Here is a 23,211-nt window from a genome sequence, read left to right on the forward strand (position 1 = left end):
ACTCCTGTCTGGCCCTGGCCAGTGCGTCAGCGAAGACCCAGATCCCGAACGGGCATGTCTGTAGTTGCGCGGCAGCCTACGTGGAATCTGAGAGTGCATTGCCAGCTGTCGCGTCGTGTGGCCTAGTCCTATTTGCCTTCGTCCAGGGCAACTTGAATGAGGTCGTTGGACCGCCCTTGGAAGCCGCGCAGCAACTTCGCGTAGAAGCGGTACAGGACGGCGCGCTCACCGCGCTGAACCTGACCATCCTGCAGGACCGCGTAGTCGAGCGGCTCAGTCCGGAGGCAGCGCAGCGTATCGAGTTCGGCGTGTATGACGAACCCATCCGGTTCAACATCACGCTGATCGACTCGCAGCTGTGCGTGGCGCAGCCGTACCTCCCGCAGACTCGTGTCGTGGACTCGCCGACGTTCCTGGTCCGGAAGCGCCGGACGACGGGCGGCCTCTTCCCGACGTTCGACCAGATCTTCACCACGCTGTGGGAAAGGCGAGCAGCTGAATGACCGACCTCCAGGGGCTCCTTCGTATCGCCGGCGCGGCACTAGACCAGGCGTCGACCCTGGTCACTGACATGGCCGTTGGATCAGTGACGGCCAAGGGCGATCGAGACATGGTCTCCGAGCTCGACTACGCGGTTGAGGAGCAGGTCCGCAGCTTCCTCCTCAAGGAGACTCCGGAGATCGGCTTCCTGGGTGAAGAGAGCGGCGGCTCCGGAATCGGGGGCAACCTCACGTGGGCGCTCGATCCGGTCGACGGCACGGCGAATATCGTCAACGGCTTGCCGCTCTGTGCAGTCTCACTGGGACTTGTTGAGAACGACCGCTCTGTTCTCGGCGTCATCGACCTGCCCTTCCTGGGACAGCGGTACAGGGCAGCGGAGGGGCACGGGGCGTACTGCGGAGAAACACGGATTGCCCCCAGTCGTAAGCAGACCTTGAACGAGGCGATCGTCGCCATTGGGGACTACGCAGTGGGGGAGGGCGCGCAAGCTCGGAACCGGCGTCGCCTAGCACTCACGGCCCTGCTCGCTGAACGAGTCCTGCGGGTCAGGATGCTCGGATCGGCAGCTGTCGATCTCGTGTGGGTCGCTTCCGGCAAGCTCGATGCGAGCATTGCCATGAGTAATCACCCGTGGGACATGGCAGGGGGTGTCGCGATCGCTCGCGAGGCCGGCGCAGTCGTCATGGACGTGCAGGGCGCTGCCCATGACCTGAGGTCCGCGGCCACCATTGCTGTCGCCCCAGGGCTTCGCGATGATGTCCTGCGACTACTCGAAGGTCTCTGAAAGCTTGCTGGAGTGCGTCGATAGTGCCACCCGTTCCGGAGTCCGTTTCGACCACGTGACGGAACGGGTCTCTGCTCGGCTACCCGAGTGCGAGGGGGCTGAGCTCCTGGAGCTCCCGGACGGCGAGCCCGTGCTGAGTGTTTCGGGGCCATGATCACTCGCGCCAAAGCAGCTCCAGCCCAAAGCCGTTCCACGGACCTCAGCAGTCTCAAGCTACCCCGTCCGGACTTCAGGCGATCACATGCGATCAGGGAGAGTGCCAATACGAGCGCGAACTGCTGAATGGTTGGCGCAGCGGGTGAGGCGGGAACTTCTCAGGCGCTGGTGGTCGTCTGCATTGATGCACTGTCAGGTGTGCACAGCTGTCGTGGAGTGTGGGGAGAGGTTTCGGATGTCTGAAGAGATCGGGATTGCGGAGGCTGTGGAGCATCTGCGGGCGCAGTTGGTGGCTGCAGCCGCTGGCAGTGGTACGGGGCCGAGATTTGAAGTAGGTCCGGTGGAACTGGAGTTCTCGGTGGAGATGCGCAAGGAGGGCAAGGCCGGTGCCAGCGTGAAGGCTTGGGTGGTGTCGGCAGACATGGGGGCTTCATTGTCGAAGGCATCGGTGCACCGGGTGAAGCTCGTGCTGACACCGAAGGACACCGTGACCAACAGCTCCTATCACGTGAACACCGACCAGCCAGATGCAACGGGCGAGATGCTCGGCTCTCGGTTTGGGGGGTAAGGGCAGCACCCGGCCACGTGGTGACAGAGACGTCGGCCGCCGACATGAGGCTTGAGCACCGAGCAGAGGAGGCACAAGGGTGGATCCGACGCGGGTAGCAGTGGTGCGTTCCGGCGGCGCCCGAGGGTCGGGATATGTGCTGGGCGGGCGGCTCGTACTCACGGCCGCACACGTACTCAAGGACCGTGCGCGAGTGTCTGTGCAGCTTCCCGGGAGGCCTGGCCAAGTGCCGTGCCAGGTGGTCTGGGATCGGTTCGAGGACGGGCCCCAAGGGTGGGATGCTGCGTTGCTCCTGGCAGAGCAAGACCTGTCGCCCCGGCCCTTGCCAGCGGTCCGGTGGGGGCGGTTGGTGACGATGCAAACCTGTCCGGCCCAGGCGCTGGGCTACCCGGTTGGGGGGCAGGCTGGCGGCGATGCCGTGTCATCTGTGCAGCGTGATGGGCGAGTACTCCCGGCCAGCGGCCGGGATCGGGACCGTTACGTTTTGGCCGGCGATGTCGGTGCCGAACCGCAGGGAGGCGCGTCACCTTGGGGTGGGATGTCCGGGGCTTCCTTGTGGTGCAGCAGTACACCAGCAATGCGGCCGCTACTGACGGGGGTGGTAGTTGGCGATCCTCCTGGTTGGACACATGCTCAGTTGGAGGCCGTGCCGAGTTATGTACTGGCCAGCGACCCAACGGTGCGGAGTCTGATCGAAGAGCACACCGGACGGGCAATGCTGCTAGAGCCTGCGGACCTACAACACATAACCGACTTAGCAACGATCCCTCGGCTAGCGCGTTCCCCAGCTGATCTGCTGCGCCCAGAGCAAGCCGTGGTGTCCTTCATGGGACGCGAAGAACTGTTGACGAACCTGACCGATTGGTGTCTGACACAGACTGTGGAGTGGGAATGGGGCGATGGGCTGGTGCAAGCCCGTCTTCTGACCGGACCCGGCGGTGCAGGCAAGACCAGGCTGGCCAGTGAACTAGCCTCCCACATGACCAGCCGTGGCTGGACCGCGATACGACTAACCCCAAATGTGGGCACGCCACTCGGAACGCTTTCCCAGGTGTGCAGACCGCTGTTGGTCATCGTCGACTACGCCGAAACTCGTATCGCGCAACTTCACGAACTGCTGGACGTCGTCGAACACGACCAAAGCACCAACCCTGTACGTATCCTGGCGCTAGCTCGTGCAACAGGCGACTGGTGGATCAGGGCAACTCAGCACCCGCGTAGTCAAGCCCTAGGCGCTGCCACAGTGACCCCGGTGCCCGCTCTACATCACAGCTCCCGAGATCGGGTGACCGCCTACAGGAAAGCTCTCAACCATTTCAGCGACCGACTGCGCCATGTATACCCCGGCCTAAACTGGCAGGCCCTCCTGTCACGTGTATGCGCCGTCACCGCACTACCCGCGCTCACGGCAGAAGAGTTTGACAGCCCACTGTCAATCCAAATGGCCGCTCTGCTAACGCTATTGGACAGCACTGGCACCCCACAGCAGACAGGCGTACAAACATCCTCCCTAGAGGGCCGGCTCCTGGGGCACGAGCAGAAATACTGGGACGACACCGCTAACAGTCCTGAACGGGGCCTGACTGGCGAACGCTGCGGAAGCGAAACCCGTTCGCTCGCCGTCGCCCTGGCGTCTCTGGCTCCTGCGACCGACCGTGACAACGCTCGGACGCTGCTGACCAACCTGCCCGGCCTGGAAGACGCCAGTGCGGCCGGAATCCGGGGTGCCCTATCGACCTGGCTCGCTGACCTCTACCCAGCGCCGGAGGGCTCTGTCTGGGGCAGCCTCCAACCCGACCGCATCGCCGAACATCACATTGGTATTCAAGTGATGCGAGAACCGGGAGTTATTTCTCGATACCTAGCCAATCTTGACGTAGCCCAGGCCTTTTACGCCTTGAACGTCCTCGCCCGAACGGGGCGGCATGCTCAATACAATTCGGCAGTTGAAGCTCTTCTGCGCGAATCTATCAACGCCTCTCCGACGATAATAGCTCCTGCAGCCCTGATCTCGGCAACGCAGACCCCCTATCCCGATCTGCTTATCGCCACCCTCTCAGATCTAACTAAGAAAACCAGCGATACATCCCTACTTAAGGTACTCCATGATTTCTTGCCGAGCTCCACTCTCACACTTGCCAATTATGCGGAAACTTTGACAACTTCTCTTGTGGACGCTTTGAAATCCCAGCCTGTTCGTGACACTCAGGAGCATTTCCCCGACCTCGCCCTCGCCCTTAACAGCCAATCTAATCGCCTGGCCGAGATCGGACGGAAAGAAGAGGCCTTGAGGTCCGCAAGTCAGGCCATCGAGATATATGAAGCATTGATCGAAAATCGGCAAGGTGACCACCTAGCCAACCTTGCCATGGCATTGAATAACAAATCGAATCGCCTGGCAGAAATCGGAAGAAGGGCTGAATCACTACAGACAATGGAGGAGGCTGTGCGATATTGGAGACATCTTGCAGGAAAGCAACCAGATGCTTACCTGTATCGCCTCGCCATGGCCCTAAATAACAAAGCAAACCGCCTGGCCGATATTGGACGTTGGCCCGAAGCGTTGAGTTTTTCGGATGAATCAATTCAAACGTTTAAATCACTACCCGAAGACCAGCAAAGAATCCACCTACCCGGTCTTGCAATGGCATTGAGTAGCCAGTCGAATCGCTTCGCGCAAGTCGGGAAAAGGTTGCAAGCATTGGAAGCGGCGACGGAATCTGTAGGGTACTGGAGAACTGTCACTGGGGACAATCCTGATTCCTTCCTGCCCGAACTTGCCAAGGCGCTCACGACTCAGTCCGCACATTTTTCCGAACTAGGGGAAATTCAGAAGGCAGTAGAGGTGGGAGCCGAGGCCGTAAAGCACTACAGATACCTTTCCAAGGCTCATCCAGAAGCATTTCGGCCCTTTTTGGCTGTTGCGCTAAACAATCAATCGAATCACCTACATGCGCTAGGCAACTATTCGGATGCGTTGTGCATGATATCTGAAGCGGTCGAGTTCTATCGCCCCTTGATCAAGGCTCACCCAGACGCTTTTCTGGCCAATTTTGCAGCTTTTCTGGGCACTCAGTCGACTCAGCTGGCCGAAGCTGGAAAATTCCAAGAAGCACTCGACGCCATCAATGAAGCGATTGACATCTATCGCCCCCTCGCCAGGGATCATCCGAACGCGTTTCTACCCAACCTCGCAGTTTTCCTGGGCGTTCAGTCGAATCGGCTGGCTGCAGCTGGAAATCCCCAAGAAGCTCTTGGTGTCATCAATGAAGCGATCGAGATATGTGCCCCCCTTGCAGAAAACCATCCAGCCGCATTTCTACCTGAACTCGCCGTGCTCCTGCATTATCAATCAAGGCGACTCATCGCCACCAAGGAATACGGTAGGGCATTGATTTCAATAGATCGCTCTATTGAAATATTCGATGATCTCTCCAATCTCTATCCTGCACGTTTTGGCGAGTATCTCGCTTCGTCTATAGAAATTCGCGACCTCCTTAAGGCTGCTACGCAAGATTCCTGACGGTTATGGCTACATGGCCCAAGCCGTGCAGCATGGGAGAACGGCAACCTCAACAGCCGCAGTCTGAATCGTCAGTAGCCGCTCATCGCCCATTGACGAACCCACTGGACCTCAACGACCGCATAGCCAAGTGCTCGAGGATTCGTGCCAGTCACGTGCCAGATTTGGGCGGGGAACAACGGGGAACACCCGGGACCAAGGCAGGGGCCCGTCCGCAGTCCGAGACCGCAATGGGTTGGGCGACATCGGATGCAGTACAGAGGGGCCCGATTGTGCTTGCGGTCAGAGGTTCCCGTTCACACAAAACTGATGGATCCAGGCGGGAGGCCAACAGTAAAGTAGCGCCAGGTAACGGGAGTTAGGGTGCGAAGTGGACTTCACCGATCAAATTAGCCGACTCACGCGAGCGCATCAGCTTGGAGCGGAGTTGTCGGCCGGCATGCAAGCTTGGGGCGTCAGTAGCCCTTACGGGGTGCGAGCCAGCATCGCCGAAGATCGACTTAGTTGGGAGCTGCGGCTCCAGGTATCTCAGTCTCCGCCACTTTCCGATTGGGGTTTCAGTTTCGGTGAAGCGGTAAACCACCTGCGGGCGACCCTCGATAATCTGGTCGTAGCCATCGCGCGGCAGTCCGGTGTGACGGACGAAAAGCAGCTCAAGGCTCTCATGTTCCCCATCTGCGGCACACCCAAGGAGTGGAAGAGCCGCCAAAAGGGGCTCGCTTGCTTGCCCGACTGGTGCCGCGACGCTCTGGAGCAGCTTCAACCGTTCCAGGGGCCCGAACACGGTCGCACCCTTGATGAAGACCTGCTGTTGGTCCTGCGTGATCTAGACAACAGCACCAAGCACCACCTGCAGGTCAAGCCCGATCTGGCACCACAGGCCATCCAGCACGCGCCAGCGGTCGAGTTCGAAACCGAGGAAGGGGCTGCTGCCAGCGTGCCGCCCGACACCGAGGTGGTAGTCGCTCCGTTTGAAGATGGTGCTGTCTTGCTCCGGCATCGGACAAGTGGCCGCATCAAGTCCGTCCAGGGGCAGTACAACATCACGGCTCATGTCCAGGTCGTCTCACCAGATGGTCGCGCTTTCGGCGTCACGAACCTGCTGGCAGCCTTGTGGGAGCACACACGGGTCGTTATGGGCCATGTGATCGGCACAGCCGAGCAAGGTGAAGGCAAGTCCGAGGCCTAGTTGCCCACCAGCCTGTCTCAGATTCCGTCCCATTCAGCCCCGTTCAGGCCGTTCACTCCAGGGCCTTGCGCAGCAGCACGTACGGTTTGGCCGCAACGGGGCCGTCTGCGGCCAGGTAGTAGCCGGCGGCGATGCGGATCGGGTCGATCGATTCGACCGGCACGAACGCTTCGATCTCGATCGCTTTCGCCGTCGGCAGCGGGAGGGATTCCAGCTCCTCGTCGGTGATCTGGACGGTGTCGCCACCGGGGAGCTCGTAGCCCTTGCCGATCTCGTCCTGCCGCAGCTCCTTGCCGTCGACCTCGCAGACCTTGCGATTGCGGATTGGACTCATGTCCTCCAAGTGCACCTGCCTAAACCGCACACTGCGGTCCTCCGTGGCAGGAAGCACCTTGATCGGGATCGTCACGAGGCCAAGGCTGATGGCACCGGACCAGACGGGGCCGGGCATGACATACCTCCACGACAGCCCCGAGACCGTCAGCGTACGGCGACGGACGGGCACGGCATTCGGGCTCACACGCCCCAGCCTCGAGCAGCGGGATCATGTCGACGGCCTGGTCGGTGAGGCTCCCGAAGGCGTGCCGGTTCCGCTGCGGGGAGGCCCGCCGACCCGCGCGAGAGGACCCGGCCGTCCCGATCCCCTCTACCGCGCCGCCCGACCGACCCGCCGTTCTCCCTTTTCCTTGATCGGGTTCGTGAGGGGGTGCTGTAGAGGGGATGTCAGACCCCCGACCACGGAAAACCAGGCTCGTGACCTGCGGTGATCCGGCGCGACCGCGAGTCGGGCAGCAACAGGTGTAGCAAGAGCAGTGACAAGAGGTGTTGCAACAGGTGTTGCAAGCCGCAGCGGCTCCGGCCGCTCGATGCCGCACCGCGCCGCGCGGAGGCCCCGCCGACGCCCGCAGACCGGCCCCTGCCAGGAGGTCCCCATTCCCGCGGCTGCCGACGCCCGCCCCACCCACCACCCACCCACCACAACGGGCAACAAGGCAGCAGACGAGGGAAGTCGGCCAACTCACCACCAACCACAAGGCCTCTGACCTGCGGGCTTGAGCGCCGTCACTGCGGGTTACGCAACCGTTCTCGCTGAGGTTTTTGCAAGGTTTCCTGCCACCGTTCTTGCAGCGGCTATTGCCGCCGCCAACCCGTGGTCGGGGGGACCATAGGCCCGACCACGGTCCGTGCGCCCGCGAGGCGCTAGCCGCCGCTTGTGGGCCGCTCGTTCGCGTCGCCGGCCACCTGGTGCTCTCCACCCAGGACACGGCGCTGACGCCCCGTAGCGAGGGCTGCGAGTTGTCTCTACTGTGATCGTTCATGGGGCGGGTCAAGAAGAACAAGCCGCGTCGGCCAGTCCCTGCCTCCCTACCTTGTAACACTCAGCCTTCCCTCGACAGAGGAAGAACCATGGCCCTCCGGACCGCCACAGTGGCAGCATGCATTCTCGCCCTAGCCCTCACCGGCTGCTCCACTTCTGTCCCCGATGTCGTCGAACAGACGGCTGCCGGTTCGGAGACCTCCGATGCGCCCGCCGCTTCCGCCAGCGCCAAGCCGGACGGACGCCTGATCTCTAGTGGTTTCGGCCAGCAGGACGAGTTCGTGTGGGTCACGTCCCTCGTCAGAAACGACTCCAAGCAGGTCGGGCAAACCGTCACCGTCCAGTTCAACGTTCTCAATGCGACTGGCAACATCATCGGCAGTGAGAGCCAGGTTGAGTCATTCAGCCGCCCGGAACAGCTGCTCGTCCTTGGTACCCAGGTAGACGTTCCGACGAGCGAGAAAGCCACGAGGGTTGAGGCCACCCTCCTCGTTGAAGAAGCTGGCGCCTTCTCCGACAGCCCATTCCCCGAGATCCCCACCAGCGCAGTGACCATCGGCAAAGGCGAGTACGGCGATACAACGGGGACTTTTGAAGTCAGCAACCCAACGAACGCACCGCTGAAGAACGCCCGCGTGGGCATCATCTGCTACAACGCCAAGCAGAACGTCATTGGCGGCGCTTCTGAGTATCCCGACCTCGTTCCTCCCTCAGGCAAGATCCGCATCGACTCCACCCTCAACACACGTGGCACTCCCGCCAAGTGCGACGCCTACGCCGGACCAGGTATCTGACTGCCCGCTCCGGTCTCAGGGCGGCCCCTCGCGGTCCAGTGGCTAGGGCGCATGCACCCGCTTGAGAGACACCTGGGCGGCTGGGCCAGCGGCCTGGCTCGGTATCCCAGATGTATGGCGGGACGCAGGGTAACCGAGGCAGGCGGCGCAGAGCCGTGTAGTTAGCTGGCTGGCCGTCCACCTCGGCGACGCCAGCGCCGTCGAACTGTAGGATCAGAACGCCTCGTAGGGTCTGCATCGTCGAGTGAAGTTCCTAGTTGCTCGCGAGCAGCAGCCGCAAACGCTGAACGTCGGTTCGACAACCTGTTGCGCATTACGCGGTGGTCTCGTTCAACGAGCGCTTCGAGTTGTTGCCGATCGCTATCTGTCCTGTGAGCTTCAAAGGCGTTGTCGTAGGAACCGACCAGGTCGACTATTGACTCCCAGATACCCTTGGCCTTCATCTCCATCTCGGAGGGGCCAGCGACTATGACTTCCATCACCCGATTCACGAAGGCAGTTAGCGTCGCATTCTCTGCTAGACCGTGACGGTCGAACTCCTCTCGTGTCGCAGGTACTTCAAAGCTGCCTATCGCCTCTAGTGCGTCCTCAATGGCGGTTACGGCTTCCAGGAAGGCTACATACGCCGCACGACGCGTTTCTAGGCGCTGCGTTCTGCGCTGCTCCTCTCGGTCTGCCTGCTTATCCAGCCGGTCCTGCCTGGCGCGCAGGAGGCTGATGCCACCGCTGACCGCTACGCCTGCCAACGCCGCGCCTGCGCTGATGAGTGCAACTTCCGCATGAACCATGGCGGCAGTGAAGCAGCGCAAGAGCTGCTGGGTGACAGAAACATGAGTTTGGGTCGTCGATTCGCTCACCGGGCCTGGAGCATACGCGGCCATCCAAATCCTGAAACCACCCACGGCAAGCCGCGGGCCCCCGGGCCGCGCCCACCCCACCCGGAAGTGCTCGCCGAGCTGGAGACTGCGCTCGACGCGGGGCTTGCCAGAATTCATCCACACCCGATTGCTCTGAGCTGTGCCCTTTGCCGGCGTGAGAGACGGCTGAAAGACGACACCATTGCCAAGCAGTGCGGTTCAACAGGTGGATGTCGTCGCAGGAGAAGGTGGCCTGGGTGAGAAATCGACGATGCCATGGCGCTGATCGAGGCCAAGGAGGACGACCGCCAGCGCCGCGCAGCGTAGGCCGCCCGTGGTCATGCTGGGGCCGTGCGGCGGAGAACTGGAAACGGTACGTGCGCGGTCAGACCGGCTGAGATCATGGCAAGAGGGTCAGATCATGATCACGGTGCAACAGCAGTGGGGGCGGGATGGACGACAAGAGCACGGTGCGCGCGGTCGCGATCGACCACAAGGCGGTCCTGCGAGCCCCCGGGCGGGCCCACGACGGGATCGCCGAGTTCCTTCAGTGGCTCGACGAACGCGATGTCTCCTTCGTGCTGCTCACCAGCGATCCGGTCGACGCCGAGGCCGCCCTGAGGGCTGCCGGCCTGCCCGCGCCCGCCCTCCACTTGTCCCGCGACGACATCCCCGGCAAACCGGCCCGCGGCAGCGGTGCCTGGCTGCAGGCGGTCGCCGACAGCCTCAAACTGCGCACGAACCAGATCGTGCTCGTCGGCACCTCGGAATGGGACTGGCGCACCGGCATCAACGCCGGCGTCGTTCACGTCCACGCCCGCTGGGCCAGCTCCGTCCGCGATAACAAGGGCATGCTCACTCTGGGTGCCGACGAGCCGGCTGACGTCGGTGAGCTCCTGGAGCACTTCCTCCTGGACGAGCCCCGCTGGGCCTTCAGCCACGACGACCCCGCCCGCTCCTTCAAGATCCGCTCCCTGCTGCCCCCCAACGTGCGGTTCCCCCGCACCGCCAACAGGACCTTCGAGCTCCAGGACGTCTTCACCCGCGGCCAGACCATCGCCGTCGGGACCCAGGACGCCCGCGACATCCTGATGCTCCGCCTGCTGTCCTCCGCCTACCTCGACGGCACCCTGCCCCACCGCAGCCTCTTCTGCGTCTACCCCAGCAGCTCCCCGGGCCAGGTCAGCCAGCAACTCGCCGGCTTCCTCACCAAGGCGAAGGTGATGGTCGGCTCCTTCTACCGCGAGGACCTCCTCGAGCGCGTCACCCAGGCCCCGGACACCAGCCTGGAACGGTGGCTAAGGACCACCGGCCAGGCGACCACGGCGGACATCTCGATCGCCGCCCAGGCCCGCACCGTCCGGATCAACCCCAAGTACCGGGGCAAGCTCGAGGGCAAGACCGTGATCGTCTTCGACGACTTCACCACCGAGGGCAAGTCCATCGAGTGGGCCCACACCCTCCTGACCAGCGCCAAAGCGGAACAGGTCATCGCCCTGACCATCGGCAAGTACCGCGCCTCCCGCCACACCGTCTACCAGCTGAGCCCCGGCACCACGATCGACCCCTACAAGGTCAGTTACCACCTAGCAGCCACGAGCTTTGTGACAACGCCCGTCACCGGAGCCGCGGGCCCGGGCCCCGACGACGCGCTCAAGGCCACGATGTCCCACTTCATCGCCGCCGCGCAGAACGCCGACTGATCCTTCGCGTCAGCGGGTCTCCGCAGCCGACGTCCGACCAGGGCAGCCGGGCCGACCATCGACCCGGCCGCACCCTTCCCGCCCGTACGAGGTCCGCGTACGCCATGATGGAGGTGGCCCAAGTACACCGCTTCATCCTTCGAACATTCCGGGGCCGCGAGTAGAAGGACTCACCCTGATGAATCTCGACATCACCATTGACCAGCACGATCTGCTGACCCTGTGCGCGCTGCGCGTCGACGACGCCTCCCTCGACTGGAGCCTGCTCGCCCGCGGTGCCCAGAGCCCCGACGGCCTGGCCGCCCTACTGGACGGGCAACTGCGCGAGGACTCACGTGTCGCCACCAAGAACCGGCCCCTGCTGCAGCAGGCCCTGGCCGCCGGCCTCGACGACGCCCGTGCCCGCGTCGACGACGAGCTGGCCGCAGCCGGGAAGGCGGGCGCCCGCTTGGTCACGGTCCTCGACGAGGACTACCCGGCGAACCTGCGCGTGATCGGCAACCTTCCGCCGTTCCTCTTCTACCGCGGGGAGCTCGACCAGCGCGACGCCCGCTCCATCGCCGTCGTCGGCACCCGCCACGCCTCCGAGGACGGACTGCGCCGGGCGGCCCGGATGGCCCGCGAGCTAGTCGAACACGACGTCGTGATCGCCAGCGGACTGGCCAAGGGCATCGACGCCGCCGCCCACCAGGCCACCCTCAGCGCTGGCAGCCGGACCTTCGCCGTCATGGGCACCGGCATCGCTGCCCCTATCTACCCGGCCGAGAACCGGCCGCTCGCCAAGGCCATCCTCGCCTCCGGCGGCGCCCTGCTCAGCCAGTTCTGGCCCACCAACGCCCCGGCGAAGTACACCTTCCCCCGCCGCAACGTCGTCACCTCCGGCACCACCCTGGGCAGCGTCGTCATCGAAGCCTCCAGCACATCCGGCGCCAAGATGCAGGCACGCCTCGCCGCCGAGCACGGCAAGCTCGTCTTCCTGATCCGGTCACTCGCCGACACCCAGCCCTGGGCCAAGAAGATGCTGGACGAGGACCGGGCGATCCTGGTCACCGCCTCCAGCGACATCACCGACCGCCTCGGACGCGCCGCGGACATCCAGGCCGCCGGCCAGCAGCGCCAACAGCTCGCCCTGGCCGACCTGTGACCACGGGTCTCCCCGATCCGGCAGGTTTTCCCAACTGCCCGGTGTGCGCCTACGTCGTCACCGGCACCGCCCGCCTGTGCTCCGACTGCGCCGGACGCACCCTTCAGCCCGTCGCCGACAGCCACTGCCAGGTCTGCTCCCAGGCCGTCGCGCCCGGCAGGCAGTGCGGCAACCGGCTGTGCGCGCTCCCGGAGGCCGAGCGGGGGTTCTCCCGCGTCGACGCCGTGGCCGTGTACTCCGGAGCCCTCCGCGACAAGATCCACCGGCTCAAGTACGACGGGGCATACGGTTGGGCCGTGATCTTCGGCAGGCTCCTCGTCGGCTGGATGGAGAGCCACCCCGAACAGATGCGCGGCGTCGACCATGTCGTCGGAAACCCCACCGCTGTCGGCCGCCAGCCGATCCAGCACATCGAAGCGATCATGGACGCCGCCTACACCGAGGACGTCACCCACGCCTTCCCACTCAGTCCGCCGGGCGCCCACCGCCTGATCAAAGGGACCGAAACGCCTCGCTCGGCCAACAAGAGCCTGGACGACAAGCGCGCGGCCGCGGCCGCGCACGCAGCCGCTCTGACGTGGGCCGGACACACGGGCGACATCAAGGGGCGCACGCTCCTGCTGGTCGACGATGTCTTCACCAGCGGGTCCCAGCTCCAGCACGTCGCGCTCCGGCTCCGGGCGTCCGGAGCCGCCGATGTCCGCGGGCTCGTCCTGGCGCGCGTCCCCTGGAGCGGATGACCTTGGTCGAGCGGCGCTGGTCGATGCCCCACGGGACAGCGCTGATTCAAAGCCTCTGCGAACAGAGCCCTCGTCGTGCGGGTGCATGGTGCCTGGCCGCTTTCGAAACGCCAGCGGCGTCGAAGTCAGGCCCCCGAAGCGGTTCTATGGGCCACGTGCGGGCCAGATTGTGCTCCTTGCACCAGGTTTGCAGCGGCCTCGCTGGTCAGCGCTGTGCTGGCGCCGTAGACGCGACGCTCTTGAAAACCGTCGTGGCGCGAGTCACCGTGGGTTCAAATCCCACACCCACCGCTTGCGGGTCAGCGTATGTGCTGGTCAGAAGGGGTGCCCCTGTTTCCGGGGTGCCCCTTCTTCATGCGCCGTGTCTCACCCTGAGCCGCGTCTGTCACGCCGTTGACCAGCCTGTGTGGACCAGGCGTGGACCAGGATCCGGCCTGCGAGTGCCGAGAACCCGCAGGTCACGCCCGTACTCTGAGCCCGCGCATGGACCGGTCTCCGATCGCCTCAGAGGCCCGGGGGTCCTTGAGGCGGTCGAGGATGACCACTCCGCGCGGCCGCTCAGCTCTGATCGGACGCGAGCTCGGTAGCCAGCGTGGTGTCTTTCTGCCCTGGCGGAGTCGCTCGATGCTTGGCGCTGGGTACGCCGGGCCTGCCCTGCGAAGGTACGGATCCGGATCCCGCCGCTCGGCCGGGTGCCGGCCGCCGCATTCCTGTGCGCTGTGCTGCGCGTCGCCACAGGTGAGGCAGGAAGGTGTAGAAGCGGTCGGGGAGGAACACGGCGTCCGCAATGATCATCGCGCCGGAGAAGAGGGGCAGCCCCATGAGCACGGCGATACCGATGTGCATGCCCAGCAGCACGGCCAGAACGGGGTACTTCAGCCTGCCGAAGAGCACGAACGGGAAGGCGACCTGCAAGAGCACCGTCACGTAGCCGGCGATCGCGATCACCATGGGGTACTCGTCCACGAGGTGGGAGAGTGCGGGCCAGGGCTGGAAGAGTTCGAGGTTCAGGGCGTAGTGGAGAGCGGTGCCGCCGCCCCAGGTAGGGCCCTGGATCTTGTACAGGCCGGCTGATCCGTAGAGGAAGCAGACTTGTGCCGCGATGACGAAGATGCCGCAGTTGTGCACCACCGTGGTCAAGGTGATGCGGGCATCGCGGAGTTGCTGGGCGTAGAAGCTCCTCGCCGGCTCCGGCGTGTTGCCCGCGCGAGCCGTCTTGAGCCGGTTTCTGCGTGCGTCCAGGGACCAGCGCCGACCGCACGCGGTGAGGACGAGGTAGAGGGTCATCAGCAGGACCAGGTTGTCGCCACCATCGGTCATGAAGATCGATCTGGCATGGAACGAGGTCACCACGACGGCGAAGAGGATGGACATGACGCGGGTCCGCCAGCCCAGCATGAACAGCGCGGACGTGACGAGGGCCAGCACGTAGCAGAGTTCGAAGTAGGCACGGCTTTCGGACAGGATCAGGATGCTGTTCCAGCCCGTCTGGTCGAAGAGCTGTTGTGCCAGCGCGGGTGTCCAGGGGGAGTTGGGGCCCCAGATCTCGTCACGGTGCGGCAACTCGCGTAGCAGAAAGATCAGGTAGAGCAGCCCGTAGCCGATGCGCAGGACCGACGCGGCATACAGGGACAGTGGCCGATCGGTGAGAAGCGCCCACAGAGCACCGATCCGGTCGAGGAGCCACCGGTGGGCTGTGCCGGCGAGCGAAGTCTCTTGGGCCGCAGGTCGGTGCGGCGTTGCTGCCGTGGAGGGGAGCTGGGGGATCTGCTCATTTCCCATGGGGGGTCACCTTCCACCAGGGCAGGAGCCGGTTGTCGGTGGGCGTCGGCGGGCGGTTCCCGGCTGCTGTGCCGGGGGCAGCGACGGGCAGTGTGACGACCCGAAGCTGAATGAAGTCGAAAGTCCCGCCGTCGTTGTGCGCAGCGACGCGGTCCGCAGCGATGTTGCGCAGATACTTCTGCAACATCACGGCCCGTTCCGAGCGTGCCGTGTCGCTTCCTCCGTGTGTATCGACATAGGAGGTCCAGGCGCGGCGCAGAAGGTTCTGTGACGTATGGCTCGGAAATACGTTGTGCTCGACGGCGGAATTGTCCACGGCAGCCAGGTCGAACCAGGAGCTCACCCGCACCGATCCGTTGGAGTCAGTGTGCGCGGTTCTCGCCAGGACTTGCCGGTTGAAGGAGTCGGGGTCCGGAGCGAAGAGCCGCCAATTCTGTTCGAAGAGCGGATACACCCATCCATTGACCTGTGGGCTGTACCGCTTCGATACAGGGTTGGCGGGGGCCACATGAAGGAACACCATGACGACATGGACCAGAGTCGTCACCAGACAGAGGACTACGGCGGTGTGCAGCCCTGCTTTCAGTGCACGAGCGCCCATGGGCCACTTGCCGGTCCCGACCGCTTCGTCGTGATGCTGCTTGGGGACCGGGCCGGAATCGGACTGATGAAGTTCCTTCACGCCCGCTGAATCAATTCCGCTCGACACCCGCCCACCCTGTCTTTCTCATATCTGCTGCTCGCCTGAGTTCTCTGGGACTCTCACCGATGGCGCGCGGCGGATTCGATGAGGATTCCGCCGCGCGCCGTCATCCGATGAACGGGCTTCGTGCAGCCTGCTGCCTAGCCCTCGTGACCTTGGTGGCCCTCATGGCCATGGCCTTCGTGGCCCCCGGGCTTGTCGCCGTAGCCGTAGTGGTCGTCAGGCTTCCCGCCTTGGTCGTGGCCCGGCTTACCGGGTCCACCTCCGTGGTCCGGCCGTCCACCGTGGTCCGGCCCGCCATGGTCCGGCCCACCCTGGTCATCGCCCGGCCTGCCGCCGTGGTCCGGGCCGCCGCCGTGGTCAGGGCCACCGCCCTGGTCCGGTCCGCCATGACCGTTCCCGCCGGCGACGTTCCCGCCGGTGATGGTCCCTCCGGTGGTGTTCCCGCCGGTCGTGTTCCCGGCGGAGTTGCCCGACGTGTCCCCGCCGGTCGTGTTCCCGGCGGTGTTGCCCGCGGTGTTCCCGGAGGTGTTGCCGGAGATGTTCCCCGAGGTGCCGCCGCTCACGAGGCCGACGCTCGGTCCGCCCAGGAGGCCACCACCGATCAGGCCCACGGTCGTGCCGGTCGTCGATCCGGCAGTCGGCGTTCCAGCGGTTGCGCCGGTCGTCGTTCCGGTGGTCGTTCCGGTGGTCGTTCCGGCAGTTCCACCGGCAGCGCACCCGCCGAGGAAGATCCTGTTGGTGTCCATCGTCACCTGGCCGTTACGGGCGAGCGCCCGGCCCTCGATGTTCGTCCCCGTTCGCAGGAAGATCGAGGTCAGAGCCATGATGGTGCCCACGAAGGTGGTGTTGGTGTTGAGGGTCGCCGAACTCCCGATCTGCCAGAACACGTTGCACGCCGAAGCGCCGTTCGTGAGGAGGATCCGGCTGGAGGTCGCCGTGGTCAGGGCTTCAGGAATCTGGAACACCCAGACCGCGTTGGGGTTTCCCCCCGCGTTAAGGATCAGGTCGCCGGTGAGTCCGACACCGCCGGCGGGGTCCCTCGTGTAGACGCCCGGAATCAGCTCTGAGGGGCCCGACGACCCCGTGCCGATTGCCGCCGGAAGGTCGAAGTCCTCGGCCTGGCCCTGCGCTTGGTTGTACGCCGTGACCAGGTCGCTCTTGGCCTGGAGGGCCGCAGCGTCCGCAGCGTGCACGGCACCGAGCACAATTCCGGGCGGGAATCCGGTGATGGACGGGGTCGGGTGCGTCCCGAGGTCGTGGTCGATCACCGTGGGGCCGGTGTTGGTGACTCCCGCACCGGCCAGAACGGAGTAGCTGGCGGTGGTGGCCAGAGGTACGGGGATTGCGATGGCCAGCGCCTGCGTCGGCGTCACAGCGACCATCACAGCGGCAACCGTTGCGGCGAGGGCCGAGGCCAGCCAGCCGGACAAAGTGCGGCGCTGAGCCGCTTGAGGGATTTTCAGCTTCATCAAGAGGCCATTTCCTGTGGGGGGCCGTGGCGTACCGGGCCCTACCGATCGCCCGGGAAGCCTTGTTGCTGTCGCTGCATATTACGCAGGAAATTCCACACGCCAACAATGAGTAAGGATAGAGGGGGGATTAATACGAACACATTCAACGGCGCAAAGTGCGGTGAAAATATTCAAACTCGTATTGTCGATCATCCGACATTCCCCCGAATGGGCGGAGCTCGATTAACTCACAAGGGGCAGCGCCGCACGCCTGCCCAATAAATCCAACCCCGCCGCACACGGAGATGTGCCGCCAGTCAGGTGATTTCACGAACTCGCCGCAGAACGGGCGTGGCGATCTATTCGTCGCCAATTCGCTTGGCCCTACTGGCAGTGGAATCGGGGGAATTCGCGCTCCCTTCTTCGAGCCCGCACCGGCGACACCGTCTACCCTGCACGCCTTGCTCTCGGACTTCCTCAGCGAACTCGCCTGACAACCTCAGTCGCTCCGCAGGCCCTGACTATTTCTCGGCGTCCGCGAGCGAACGGGGGCATGCTGGAAAGGCGGAGAGCTACCGGCGCGAGTTGGCTGCGGCTGTTCCCGGACGGCTCGCGTGTAGCGGTGCACCGCTGAGGAGGAAAGGGCGTCATGGCATCACTGGTCGAGCGGAAGGCGTACCGCGAAAAGATCATGCAGGCTCTGTACGAGACCACTGAAGGCAACCGCCTACTGGGTGTCACCGGGGCGCGGCTGCTTCACGATCTCGGGATCAGCGAAGAAGATCTGGCCGCCGCCTGCACGTACCTCGTGGGTGAGGAGCTGATCGAGGTCGACTGGGCCACGGGCAATACTCCCGTCATGGTCACGCTGACACACCGGGGCATTCGGCGTATGGAGGCGGAAGAAGAAGAGAGCGGTTGACGCGATGCTCGGGCACCTTCCGACCCATGCGAGGACCACTTTGCCCGGCAATAGGGCAGTAACATAGAACTTGGGTTGGTGCACTCTCACGTGCAACCGCCCGGAAGGGCGACCCCGGCGTGTATACGCCGGGGCCGTTGTCTCAGTCGTCGGCGCGACACCACAGCCCCTGACCCCGTCCAATGGATGTCCGTCCGCCGCACCGGCCTCACGGCGTTGCCCACCAACACCTCCAGCCGGCTCCGGTGCTTGCCTTGAATGCTCGGGCTGACCAAGACAACGCGAAAGACGGCACCCCCTTACCCGATTGAGGTGAGGGTGACGCCTCCGTGGATCACCGCAGGGCCGCAGTGATCTGCTGGCCGTCTCATTCTTCTTCGGCCGCCTCCAGGCCCTTTCGATCTGCTGGTTCGAGCGCTGATGGCTGCGGTGAAGACGCCGAAGTCATACGCGCTGAGAATGGACTCCCACCCCTTGCCTGTCGCGGCGTCTGAGTCAGCCCTAGGAACCGATGAAGCAGCTCTCAATGGCGCAGAAGTACGTCCGCAACTACCGAGTGGCTCATCTAGCGCGTAGCGCTGATGGGGACCTTTGAAAACGGCCGGGGCTGCTCCGCGCCCCACTTGCTTGGTCTTTGAACTGTCTGGGGAAGATGGGGAGCGGAGAGCGGTCCTTGATCACCAAAAATGTATGGTTTTGGCCGTACCTGGTGCCTGGCGGGTGAATTGGATCGGGCCTGTACGGCCCCGGTGGCGAGTGTGGGACCCGGGCCGGCTTGATCGGTCCGCGAGCCTTGATCGTTGCCGAGCCTGCTGATTGGTTGGTCGGCATGACTGAACTCGGGCCCGTCGCCTGGCCGCCTGCCCCGATCAAGACCGAGCGGCTCGTGCTCCGTGAGCCCGAGGCTCGGGACCGTGCGGCGTTCATCGAGCTGCTGGCGTCGCCAGAGGTGCACACCTACCTTGGCGGCCCCCGGTCGCGTGACGAGCTTGAGCGCGAGATGCCCGGGGTGCCCGAGCGGTGGCCGGGGAGTTTCGTCGTTGATCTCGACGGGGCGATGATCGGCCAGATCCTGCTCAGGAAGGCAACGGAGCATCGTCGCCCGGCTGCTGCGGGGAAGGCCGATCTCGGCTACCTGTTCCTGCCGCGGGCGTGGGGATTCGGGTATGCCGCCGAGGCGTGTGCGGCGGCACTCAATTGGTTCGACGGCGTCCTTCCCGGCGATCCGGTGGTGCTCACCACCCAGACCGCCAATGTCGGCTCGATGCGCCTCGCGGCAAAGCTGGGGTTCACCGAGGTAGAGCGGTTCCAGGCCTGGGACGCCGAGCAGTGGCTCGGCTTGCGGTCCCCGGTCACGCCGTCCGCTTGAGCTCGTGCTCGACGGCCGCGGAGCCCCTACGCAACAGGCACTGCTAGGACGGAGCCCTACGCGGTCGAACTCGTGGACGAAGCCGCGTTGTGAGCCCGCCGACCGGCAGGTCGGCAGGCCCGGTGATCGGTGACGGTCAGCCGATGCTCACTGGAGGCGTCTGAGCGGGCGATGTCGGTGACGCGGTTGGTGATCGTGGGGCGGGCGGCTTCCTGGGTGGCGAGCAGGGCGACGATCGTGACGGGCTGGTCGCAGTGGGGACAGTTCGGACGGCCGTCGGTGCCAGGGGGGCGACGGTTGTCGGGGCCGCCGACAGTACGGAAGGTACGGCACGAACGCGTCGGGCGCCTGACGCCGCTGGCCGGCGGTCCGCCCGCGTAAGCATCCAGGCCCCCGAACAGGCCGAACTTGCGCACGCAGACTGTCCAGACCAACCGCCAGATACGATGACACACCGGGCAAGACCACACGATGGATGGGGAGTCAGCCTGGGCGAGTCCCATCGCGGGGCACAGCACGTTGGAACTCGCCCACTGAGCTCACGGCGCTGGGGCGCGTATCGGGTCGTGATCAATGAGCACCGCAGCTTCCGGGGCGGGTGCCCCGTCGGGGGTACGGGGCCCGGCGATCTGCGGCTGCGCCGTGTGGGCGCGAGTGACCGGAAGCGACGCCGCAGGCAGGCAGCAGGGCCCGAGGACCCCGGCTGCGTGCCCGCCGGGACGGTGCGTCAGAGCATGGCGAGCCGGTCCACCAGTAGTTCCGTCCTCCGCTCGGTGTCCTCCGGCGGCAGCCGTCCCGCCCGGGTCAGGGTCGCCAGCCCGTGCAGGGCCGCCCAGAACACCTCGGTGAACAGCGCCGGGTGGACGCCGTCGCCGGCGACCTCGCCGAGGCTTTCCAGCAGGGCGGCGAAGGCGTCCTTCAGAGGTTCTGGGGTGTCCTCGTGCGCGAACGCCAGGCCGCCGTCGAGCTGGAACATGGCGTCGTAGACCGCCGGGTTGCGCTCGGCGAAGTCGAGGTAAGTGCGGGCGAGGGCGATGACCCGGGTGCGAGGGCCGTCCGCGGCGGAGGTCGCGGCCCGCAGTGCCGCGGCCATTTCGGCGGCACCCTCGAGGGCGACGGCGCCGATGATCTCGCGCTTGCCGCGGAAGTGGCTGTAGAGGACGGGCTGGCTGTATTCGATGCGCTCGGCGAGCCGGCGGGTGGTGACCGCGTCCCAGCCCTGCTGCTCGGCGAGTTCGCGGGCCGTCGCCACGATGAGGCGTTCGCGGCCCGCCCGTTCGCGCTCCTTGCGTTCCTGTACCGACATGGCTCGATCCTAGCATCGCTAGACAAGCGAGCGGCAGCAGTACTAGCGTTGCCTCATCATCTAGTGACGCTAGATCCCAGGAGGGGTCATCATGCTCAACGCACTCCAGGTCTTCACCACCGTGGTCGTCGGCGTGATGGTGGGGGTGGAGTTCTCCGTCGCATTCGTCATCAACCGAATCCTCAACGCCCTCCCCGGCGACAACGGCCTGATTGGCCGCGCCCACGGGGGCCGGATGCTCGGCGCCGTGATGCCGGTCTGGTACATCACCTCGCTCGTCCTCGTCGCGATCTGGGCCATCGCCGGATGGCACCACCACGGCACCAGCCTCGTCGTCACCGCCGCCGCACTGCTCATCCTCAGCGTGATCATGTCGATCCTGCTACTCGTACCGATCAACAACCGGGGCAAGACCTGGACCCCCGACAACCGACCCGCCGACTGGAAGCAGCAGATGAACCGCTGGGACCGCTACCACTACGTCCGCGTCGCCGTCATCATCGCCGCCTTCGCCCTGCTGGCCGCCGCCCTCACCTGAGCCCGCGGGCCGACACCGCGCTCCGTGGCGCACAATCCCCACTCCCCGAGCGGCAGCGGGCCACCGAAATCCCGACATCCGGGAATGCAGCCGCCACCAAGAGCCCACCACTGCGATCCCGACAAGCTACGCCCCTCGATGACCTGCGCGGCTCTCGGCTCTGGTTCGGCTGAGGTCTTTGATCCAGATCACCGAGGCACGCAGGTGAAGCCCGGCGAGGTAGCTTTCCGGGCTCTTGTCGTAGCGGGTCGCGATGCCCCGCCACCCCCTGAACTTGTTGATCAGGCGCTCACGGTGTTCCTCTCCTTGCAGAGCTCCGCGTCGTGGTCGACGGGGCGTCCCCCTTTACGGCCCTTCCTCTTCCGGTTGGCGGCCTGGTCCCGTTTCTCCGGGATGACGGCCTTGATGCCGCGCCTGCGCAGGTGGGCGCGGTTGCCGCGGGACGAGTCGCCTTGTCCCCGGCGACCGCGTCCGGGCGGGTGCGGGGACGGCCGACGGGCCCGCGGACGCGCACCTTGTCCAGAACGGGGATGAACTGCGGGCCGTCGGCGGCCAGGCGCAAGTGCGAGCTGGACAGGTCGATCGCGGACGGGGAGGCAAGCACGACGAAGCTTCTGGTGAGACGAGCGACCTCGGTCGTGAACTCGTCTATCAGGGGCTTCGCCACGTCAAGCCCCCGGGGCCCAACCATCACCTAGCGGCGCGCCAGCAGCACTCCGCCGAGCGTACGCGCGGCCGACGTGAGCGTGGGGTGGGCCTCGACGGTGAAGCCGGCCTCGTCGAGCCAGGCAGCCACTTGACTCGGCCGGCGACGACGGACGCAGGACTCCGGCCAGCTCTCGCCGTTCTCCTGCGGCTTGGGCGGTGAGGCGTCGCCGACGTGAAAACCCAGCAGCAGCAGACCGCCGGGCCGCAGCACCCGACGGAAGTCGGCAAGGACCGCGCCGATCGCGTCATCGGGGACGTGAATGATCGAGTACCAGGCGATCAGGGCGGCCAACGCACCGTCCGCAAGGCCGAGTTGAGTCATCGACCCCACCTCGAACCGCAGACCGGGATGCTCACTCCGCGCCACCTCGATCATCCGGGGCGACAGATCGATACCGAAGGCGTCCACGCCGAGGTTCCTCAGGTGGGCGGTGATCCTCCCGGGCCCGCACCCCACGTCCGCGACGGGCCCGCCGCCGTGCGCCCGCACCCACTCGGCGAACAGCGCCATGACCTCCCGCTCGGCCGGCAGTTCGGCCAGGAGGTTTCGCACCTCGTCCGCGTAGCTGGTGGCGTCGGCATCGTAGGACGCCCGGGTATCCGCCAACCACCGCTCGGCCTCTGGGCCTTCCCGTCCGGTGCTCACACCCGCAGGCTAGCCCAGGAGCCGGTCGCCGCATCAAGAATCCGGGGCCACCGCACCCCCCCACACACACATAGGCAGGTTGGAGCCGGCTGGCGGTTTTGGGGAGCCCTCTCCAGCTTCGCACTTCCCTCTAGGTCCCGCAGAACGGCGGTCTGGCGGGCCTTGTGGCAGGGCCTGCGGCCGGAGGTTGGGCCGTTCCGTGCCGCAGACCGCCCGAGGGCGGCCGTGATAGGGAATGGGCGACTCCGGATCGGTACCGCGCAACTGGCGGCTGTCCGCGCTCAGTTTCGTAGGGGATGAATTGCGAGGGGCGATTCGATCTGCTCGGGAGTCAGGGCCCTCGGCTGACATCAACGACGTGGGACATGCCCGGCGTTGAGTGATCGTGAACCGTCATGCTTCACGCAGTCACGTGCCTCTCAGGTCCGTCCGCTCAAACTCCGAAAGGCGGGTGTCGAACGCGAGGGGTGGCCATTCGCTGGCTGGAGTCCAGGCCGCGTCCCAGG

At 65.1% G+C, this 23,211-nt stretch carries 18 protein-coding genes and 4 pseudogenes; 14 read left to right on the forward strand and 8 right to left on the reverse strand.

Translation table 11 applies throughout. The features are described 5' to 3' along the window. Positions 1 to 176 precede the first annotated feature (176 nt). From ACH4YL_RS06340 to ACH4YL_RS06370, 7 genes and pseudogenes are all read left to right on the forward strand, one after another. Positions 177 to 503 carry a DUF5919 domain-containing protein gene (locus tag ACH4YL_RS06340; protein ID WP_398505363.1) on the forward strand — a complete coding sequence of 109 codons (327 nt, stop codon included), beginning with the start codon at positions 177 to 179 and terminating at the stop codon, positions 501 to 503. Further along, positions 500 to 1,285, forward strand: coding sequence for an inositol monophosphatase family protein (locus ACH4YL_RS06345; RefSeq protein WP_398505365.1), 786 nt, complete (start codon positions 500 to 502; stop codon positions 1,283 to 1,285). The genes ACH4YL_RS06340 and ACH4YL_RS06345 overlap by 4 nt, the downstream gene beginning before the upstream one ends. 31 nt (positions 1,286 to 1,316) lie before the next feature. Beyond that, a pseudogene (locus tag ACH4YL_RS06350) lies at positions 1,317 to 1,427 on the forward strand (UTRA domain-containing protein); the annotation flags it as partial. A gap of 249 nt (positions 1,428 to 1,676) precedes the next feature. Then, on the forward strand, positions 1,677 to 2,009 hold the full coding sequence (locus ACH4YL_RS06355) for a trypco2 family protein (protein WP_398505366.1): 333 nt from the start codon (positions 1,677 to 1,679) through the stop codon (positions 2,007 to 2,009). 136 nt (positions 2,010 to 2,145) lie between these two features. Next, positions 2,146 to 2,556: pseudogene (locus ACH4YL_RS06360) on the forward strand (trypsin-like peptidase domain-containing protein); the annotation flags it as partial. Positions 2,557 to 2,835: 279 nt separating this feature from the next. Then, the gene (locus ACH4YL_RS06365) at positions 2,836 to 5,532 is read left to right on the forward strand and encodes a tetratricopeptide repeat protein (RefSeq protein WP_398505625.1); all 2,697 of its coding nucleotides are present in this window, start codon (positions 2,836 to 2,838) and stop codon (positions 5,530 to 5,532) included. 370 nt (positions 5,533 to 5,902) lie between these two features. Next, on the forward strand, positions 5,903 to 6,721 hold the full coding sequence (locus ACH4YL_RS06370) for a hypothetical protein (protein WP_398505368.1): 819 nt from the start codon (positions 5,903 to 5,905) through the stop codon (positions 6,719 to 6,721). Positions 6,722 to 6,776: 55 nt separating this feature from the next. Here the strand turns inward: ACH4YL_RS06370 and ACH4YL_RS06375 are convergent. Next, positions 6,777 to 7,172: pseudogene (locus ACH4YL_RS06375) on the reverse strand (Ku protein); the annotation flags it as partial. A gap of 956 nt (positions 7,173 to 8,128) precedes the next feature. Here ACH4YL_RS06375 and ACH4YL_RS06380 point away from each other — a divergent pair. Beyond that, positions 8,129 to 8,833 (forward strand): hypothetical protein, encoded by a 705-nt coding sequence (locus tag ACH4YL_RS06380; RefSeq protein WP_398505370.1) that lies wholly within the window; start codon positions 8,129 to 8,131, stop codon positions 8,831 to 8,833. A gap of 161 nt (positions 8,834 to 8,994) precedes the next feature. Here ACH4YL_RS06380 and ACH4YL_RS06385 read toward each other — a convergent pair whose 3' ends face one another. Next, positions 8,995 to 9,690, reverse strand: a complete 696-nt coding sequence (locus tag ACH4YL_RS06385) for a hypothetical protein (protein WP_398505372.1) — start codon at positions 9,688 to 9,690, stop codon at positions 8,995 to 8,997. A gap of 452 nt (positions 9,691 to 10,142) precedes the next feature. Here ACH4YL_RS06385 and ACH4YL_RS06390 point away from each other — a divergent pair, with 452 nt between their 5' ends. The 3 genes from ACH4YL_RS06390 (at position 10,143) to ACH4YL_RS06400 (ending at position 13,277) form a co-directional block, all read left to right on the forward strand. After that, positions 10,143 to 11,393: an HAD family hydrolase gene (locus ACH4YL_RS06390; protein ID WP_398505374.1), complete on the forward strand. Its 1,251-nt coding sequence runs from the start codon at positions 10,143 to 10,145 to the stop codon at positions 11,391 to 11,393. A gap of 178 nt (positions 11,394 to 11,571) precedes the next feature. Beyond that, positions 11,572 to 12,537 (forward strand): DNA-processing protein DprA, encoded by a 966-nt coding sequence (locus tag ACH4YL_RS06395; protein WP_398505376.1) that lies wholly within the window; start codon positions 11,572 to 11,574, stop codon positions 12,535 to 12,537. Continuing rightward, positions 12,534 to 13,277, forward strand: coding sequence for a ComF family protein (locus tag ACH4YL_RS06400; RefSeq protein ID WP_398505377.1), 744 nt, complete (start codon positions 12,534 to 12,536; stop codon positions 13,275 to 13,277). The genes ACH4YL_RS06395 and ACH4YL_RS06400 overlap by 4 nt, the downstream gene beginning before the upstream one ends. 558 nt (positions 13,278 to 13,835) lie before the next feature. Here ACH4YL_RS06400 and ACH4YL_RS06405 read toward each other — a convergent pair. The 3 genes from ACH4YL_RS06405 to ACH4YL_RS06415 all read right to left on the reverse strand — a co-directional run bounded on the left by ACH4YL_RS06405 (position 13,836) and on the right by ACH4YL_RS06415 (position 17,234). Beyond that, the gene (locus ACH4YL_RS06405) at positions 13,836 to 15,059 is read right to left on the reverse strand and encodes an HTTM domain-containing protein (RefSeq protein WP_398505378.1); all 1,224 of its coding nucleotides are present in this window, start codon (positions 15,057 to 15,059) and stop codon (positions 13,836 to 13,838) included. Further along, positions 15,049 to 15,660 (reverse strand): DUF5819 family protein, encoded by a 612-nt coding sequence (locus ACH4YL_RS06410; RefSeq protein WP_398505627.1) that lies wholly within the window; start codon positions 15,658 to 15,660, stop codon positions 15,049 to 15,051. The genes ACH4YL_RS06405 and ACH4YL_RS06410 overlap by 11 nt, the downstream gene beginning before the upstream one ends. A gap of 242 nt (positions 15,661 to 15,902) precedes the next feature. Beyond that, on the reverse strand, positions 15,903 to 17,234 hold the full coding sequence (locus tag ACH4YL_RS06415; RefSeq protein ID WP_398505379.1) for an ice-binding family protein: 1,332 nt from the start codon (positions 17,232 to 17,234) through the stop codon (positions 15,903 to 15,905). A gap of 631 nt (positions 17,235 to 17,865) precedes the next feature. Between ACH4YL_RS06415 and ACH4YL_RS06420 the strand changes: the two genes are divergently transcribed. Both ACH4YL_RS06420 and ACH4YL_RS06425 read left to right on the forward strand, forming a co-directional pair. After that, positions 17,866 to 18,138, forward strand: coding sequence for a hypothetical protein (locus tag ACH4YL_RS06420; RefSeq protein ID WP_398505381.1), 273 nt, complete (start codon positions 17,866 to 17,868; stop codon positions 18,136 to 18,138). 829 nt (positions 18,139 to 18,967) lie between these two features. Next, positions 18,968 to 19,507, forward strand: a complete 540-nt coding sequence (locus tag ACH4YL_RS06425) for a GNAT family N-acetyltransferase (RefSeq protein ID WP_398505383.1) — start codon at positions 18,968 to 18,970, stop codon at positions 19,505 to 19,507. Positions 19,508 to 20,234: 727 nt separating this feature from the next. Here the strand turns inward: ACH4YL_RS06425 and ACH4YL_RS06430 are convergent. After that, positions 20,235 to 20,813, reverse strand: coding sequence for a TetR/AcrR family transcriptional regulator (locus ACH4YL_RS06430; RefSeq protein ID WP_398505385.1), 579 nt, complete (start codon positions 20,811 to 20,813; stop codon positions 20,235 to 20,237). Between the two features lie 91 nt (positions 20,814 to 20,904). On the opposite strand from ACH4YL_RS06430, the gene ACH4YL_RS06435 reads away from it, so the two are divergent. Next, entirely contained in the window at positions 20,905 to 21,351 is a 447-nt protein-coding gene (locus tag ACH4YL_RS06435; protein ID WP_398505386.1) for an anthrone oxygenase family protein, read from the forward strand. A 126-nt stretch (positions 21,352 to 21,477) separates the two neighbouring features. Here ACH4YL_RS06435 and ACH4YL_RS06440 read toward each other — a convergent pair. Both ACH4YL_RS06440 and ACH4YL_RS06445 read right to left on the reverse strand, forming a co-directional pair. Further along, positions 21,478 to 21,904, reverse strand: a pseudogene (locus ACH4YL_RS06440) (IS5/IS1182 family transposase); the annotation flags it as partial. Positions 21,905 to 22,045: 141 nt separating this feature from the next. Then, positions 22,046 to 22,705, reverse strand: a complete 660-nt coding sequence (locus ACH4YL_RS06445) for a class I SAM-dependent methyltransferase (RefSeq protein ID WP_398505387.1) — start codon at positions 22,703 to 22,705, stop codon at positions 22,046 to 22,048. Positions 22,706 to 23,211: the final 506 nt, after the last annotated feature.

The organism is Streptomyces sp. NPDC020681 (assembly GCF_044334895.1).
Taxonomy (GTDB): Bacteria; Actinomycetota; Actinomycetes; order Streptomycetales; family Streptomycetaceae; genus Streptomyces.

Coding starts and splice junctions, on each gene's coding strand:
- ACH4YL_RS06430 (WP_398505385.1), bottom strand. CDS start 20,813: ATGTCGGTACAGGAACGCAAGGAGCGCGAACGGGCGGGCCGCGAACGC.
- ACH4YL_RS06345 (WP_398505365.1), top strand. CDS start 500: ATGACCGACCTCCAGGGGCTCCTTCGTATCGCCGGCGCGGCACTAGAC.
- ACH4YL_RS06420 (WP_398505381.1), top strand. CDS start 17,866: ATGGCATCACTGGTCGAGCGGAAGGCGTACCGCGAAAAGATCATGCAG.
- ACH4YL_RS06395 (WP_398505376.1), top strand. CDS start 11,572: ATGAATCTCGACATCACCATTGACCAGCACGATCTGCTGACCCTGTGC.
- ACH4YL_RS06415 (WP_398505379.1), bottom strand. CDS start 17,234: ATGAAGCTGAAAATCCCTCAAGCGGCTCAGCGCCGCACTTTGTCCGGC.
- ACH4YL_RS06425 (WP_398505383.1), top strand. CDS start 18,968: ATGACTGAACTCGGGCCCGTCGCCTGGCCGCCTGCCCCGATCAAGACC.
- ACH4YL_RS06355 (WP_398505366.1), top strand. CDS start 1,677: ATGTCTGAAGAGATCGGGATTGCGGAGGCTGTGGAGCATCTGCGGGCG.
- ACH4YL_RS06365 (WP_398505625.1), top strand. CDS start 2,836: ATGGGACGCGAAGAACTGTTGACGAACCTGACCGATTGGTGTCTGACA.
- ACH4YL_RS06435 (WP_398505386.1), top strand. CDS start 20,905: ATGCTCAACGCACTCCAGGTCTTCACCACCGTGGTCGTCGGCGTGATG.
- ACH4YL_RS06380 (WP_398505370.1), top strand. CDS start 8,129: ATGGCCCTCCGGACCGCCACAGTGGCAGCATGCATTCTCGCCCTAGCC.
- ACH4YL_RS06410 (WP_398505627.1), bottom strand. CDS start 15,660: ATGGGCGCTCGTGCACTGAAAGCAGGGCTGCACACCGCCGTAGTCCTC.
- ACH4YL_RS06405 (WP_398505378.1), bottom strand. CDS start 15,059: ATGGGAAATGAGCAGATCCCCCAGCTCCCCTCCACGGCAGCAACGCCG.
- ACH4YL_RS06390 (WP_398505374.1), top strand. CDS start 10,143: ATGGACGACAAGAGCACGGTGCGCGCGGTCGCGATCGACCACAAGGCG.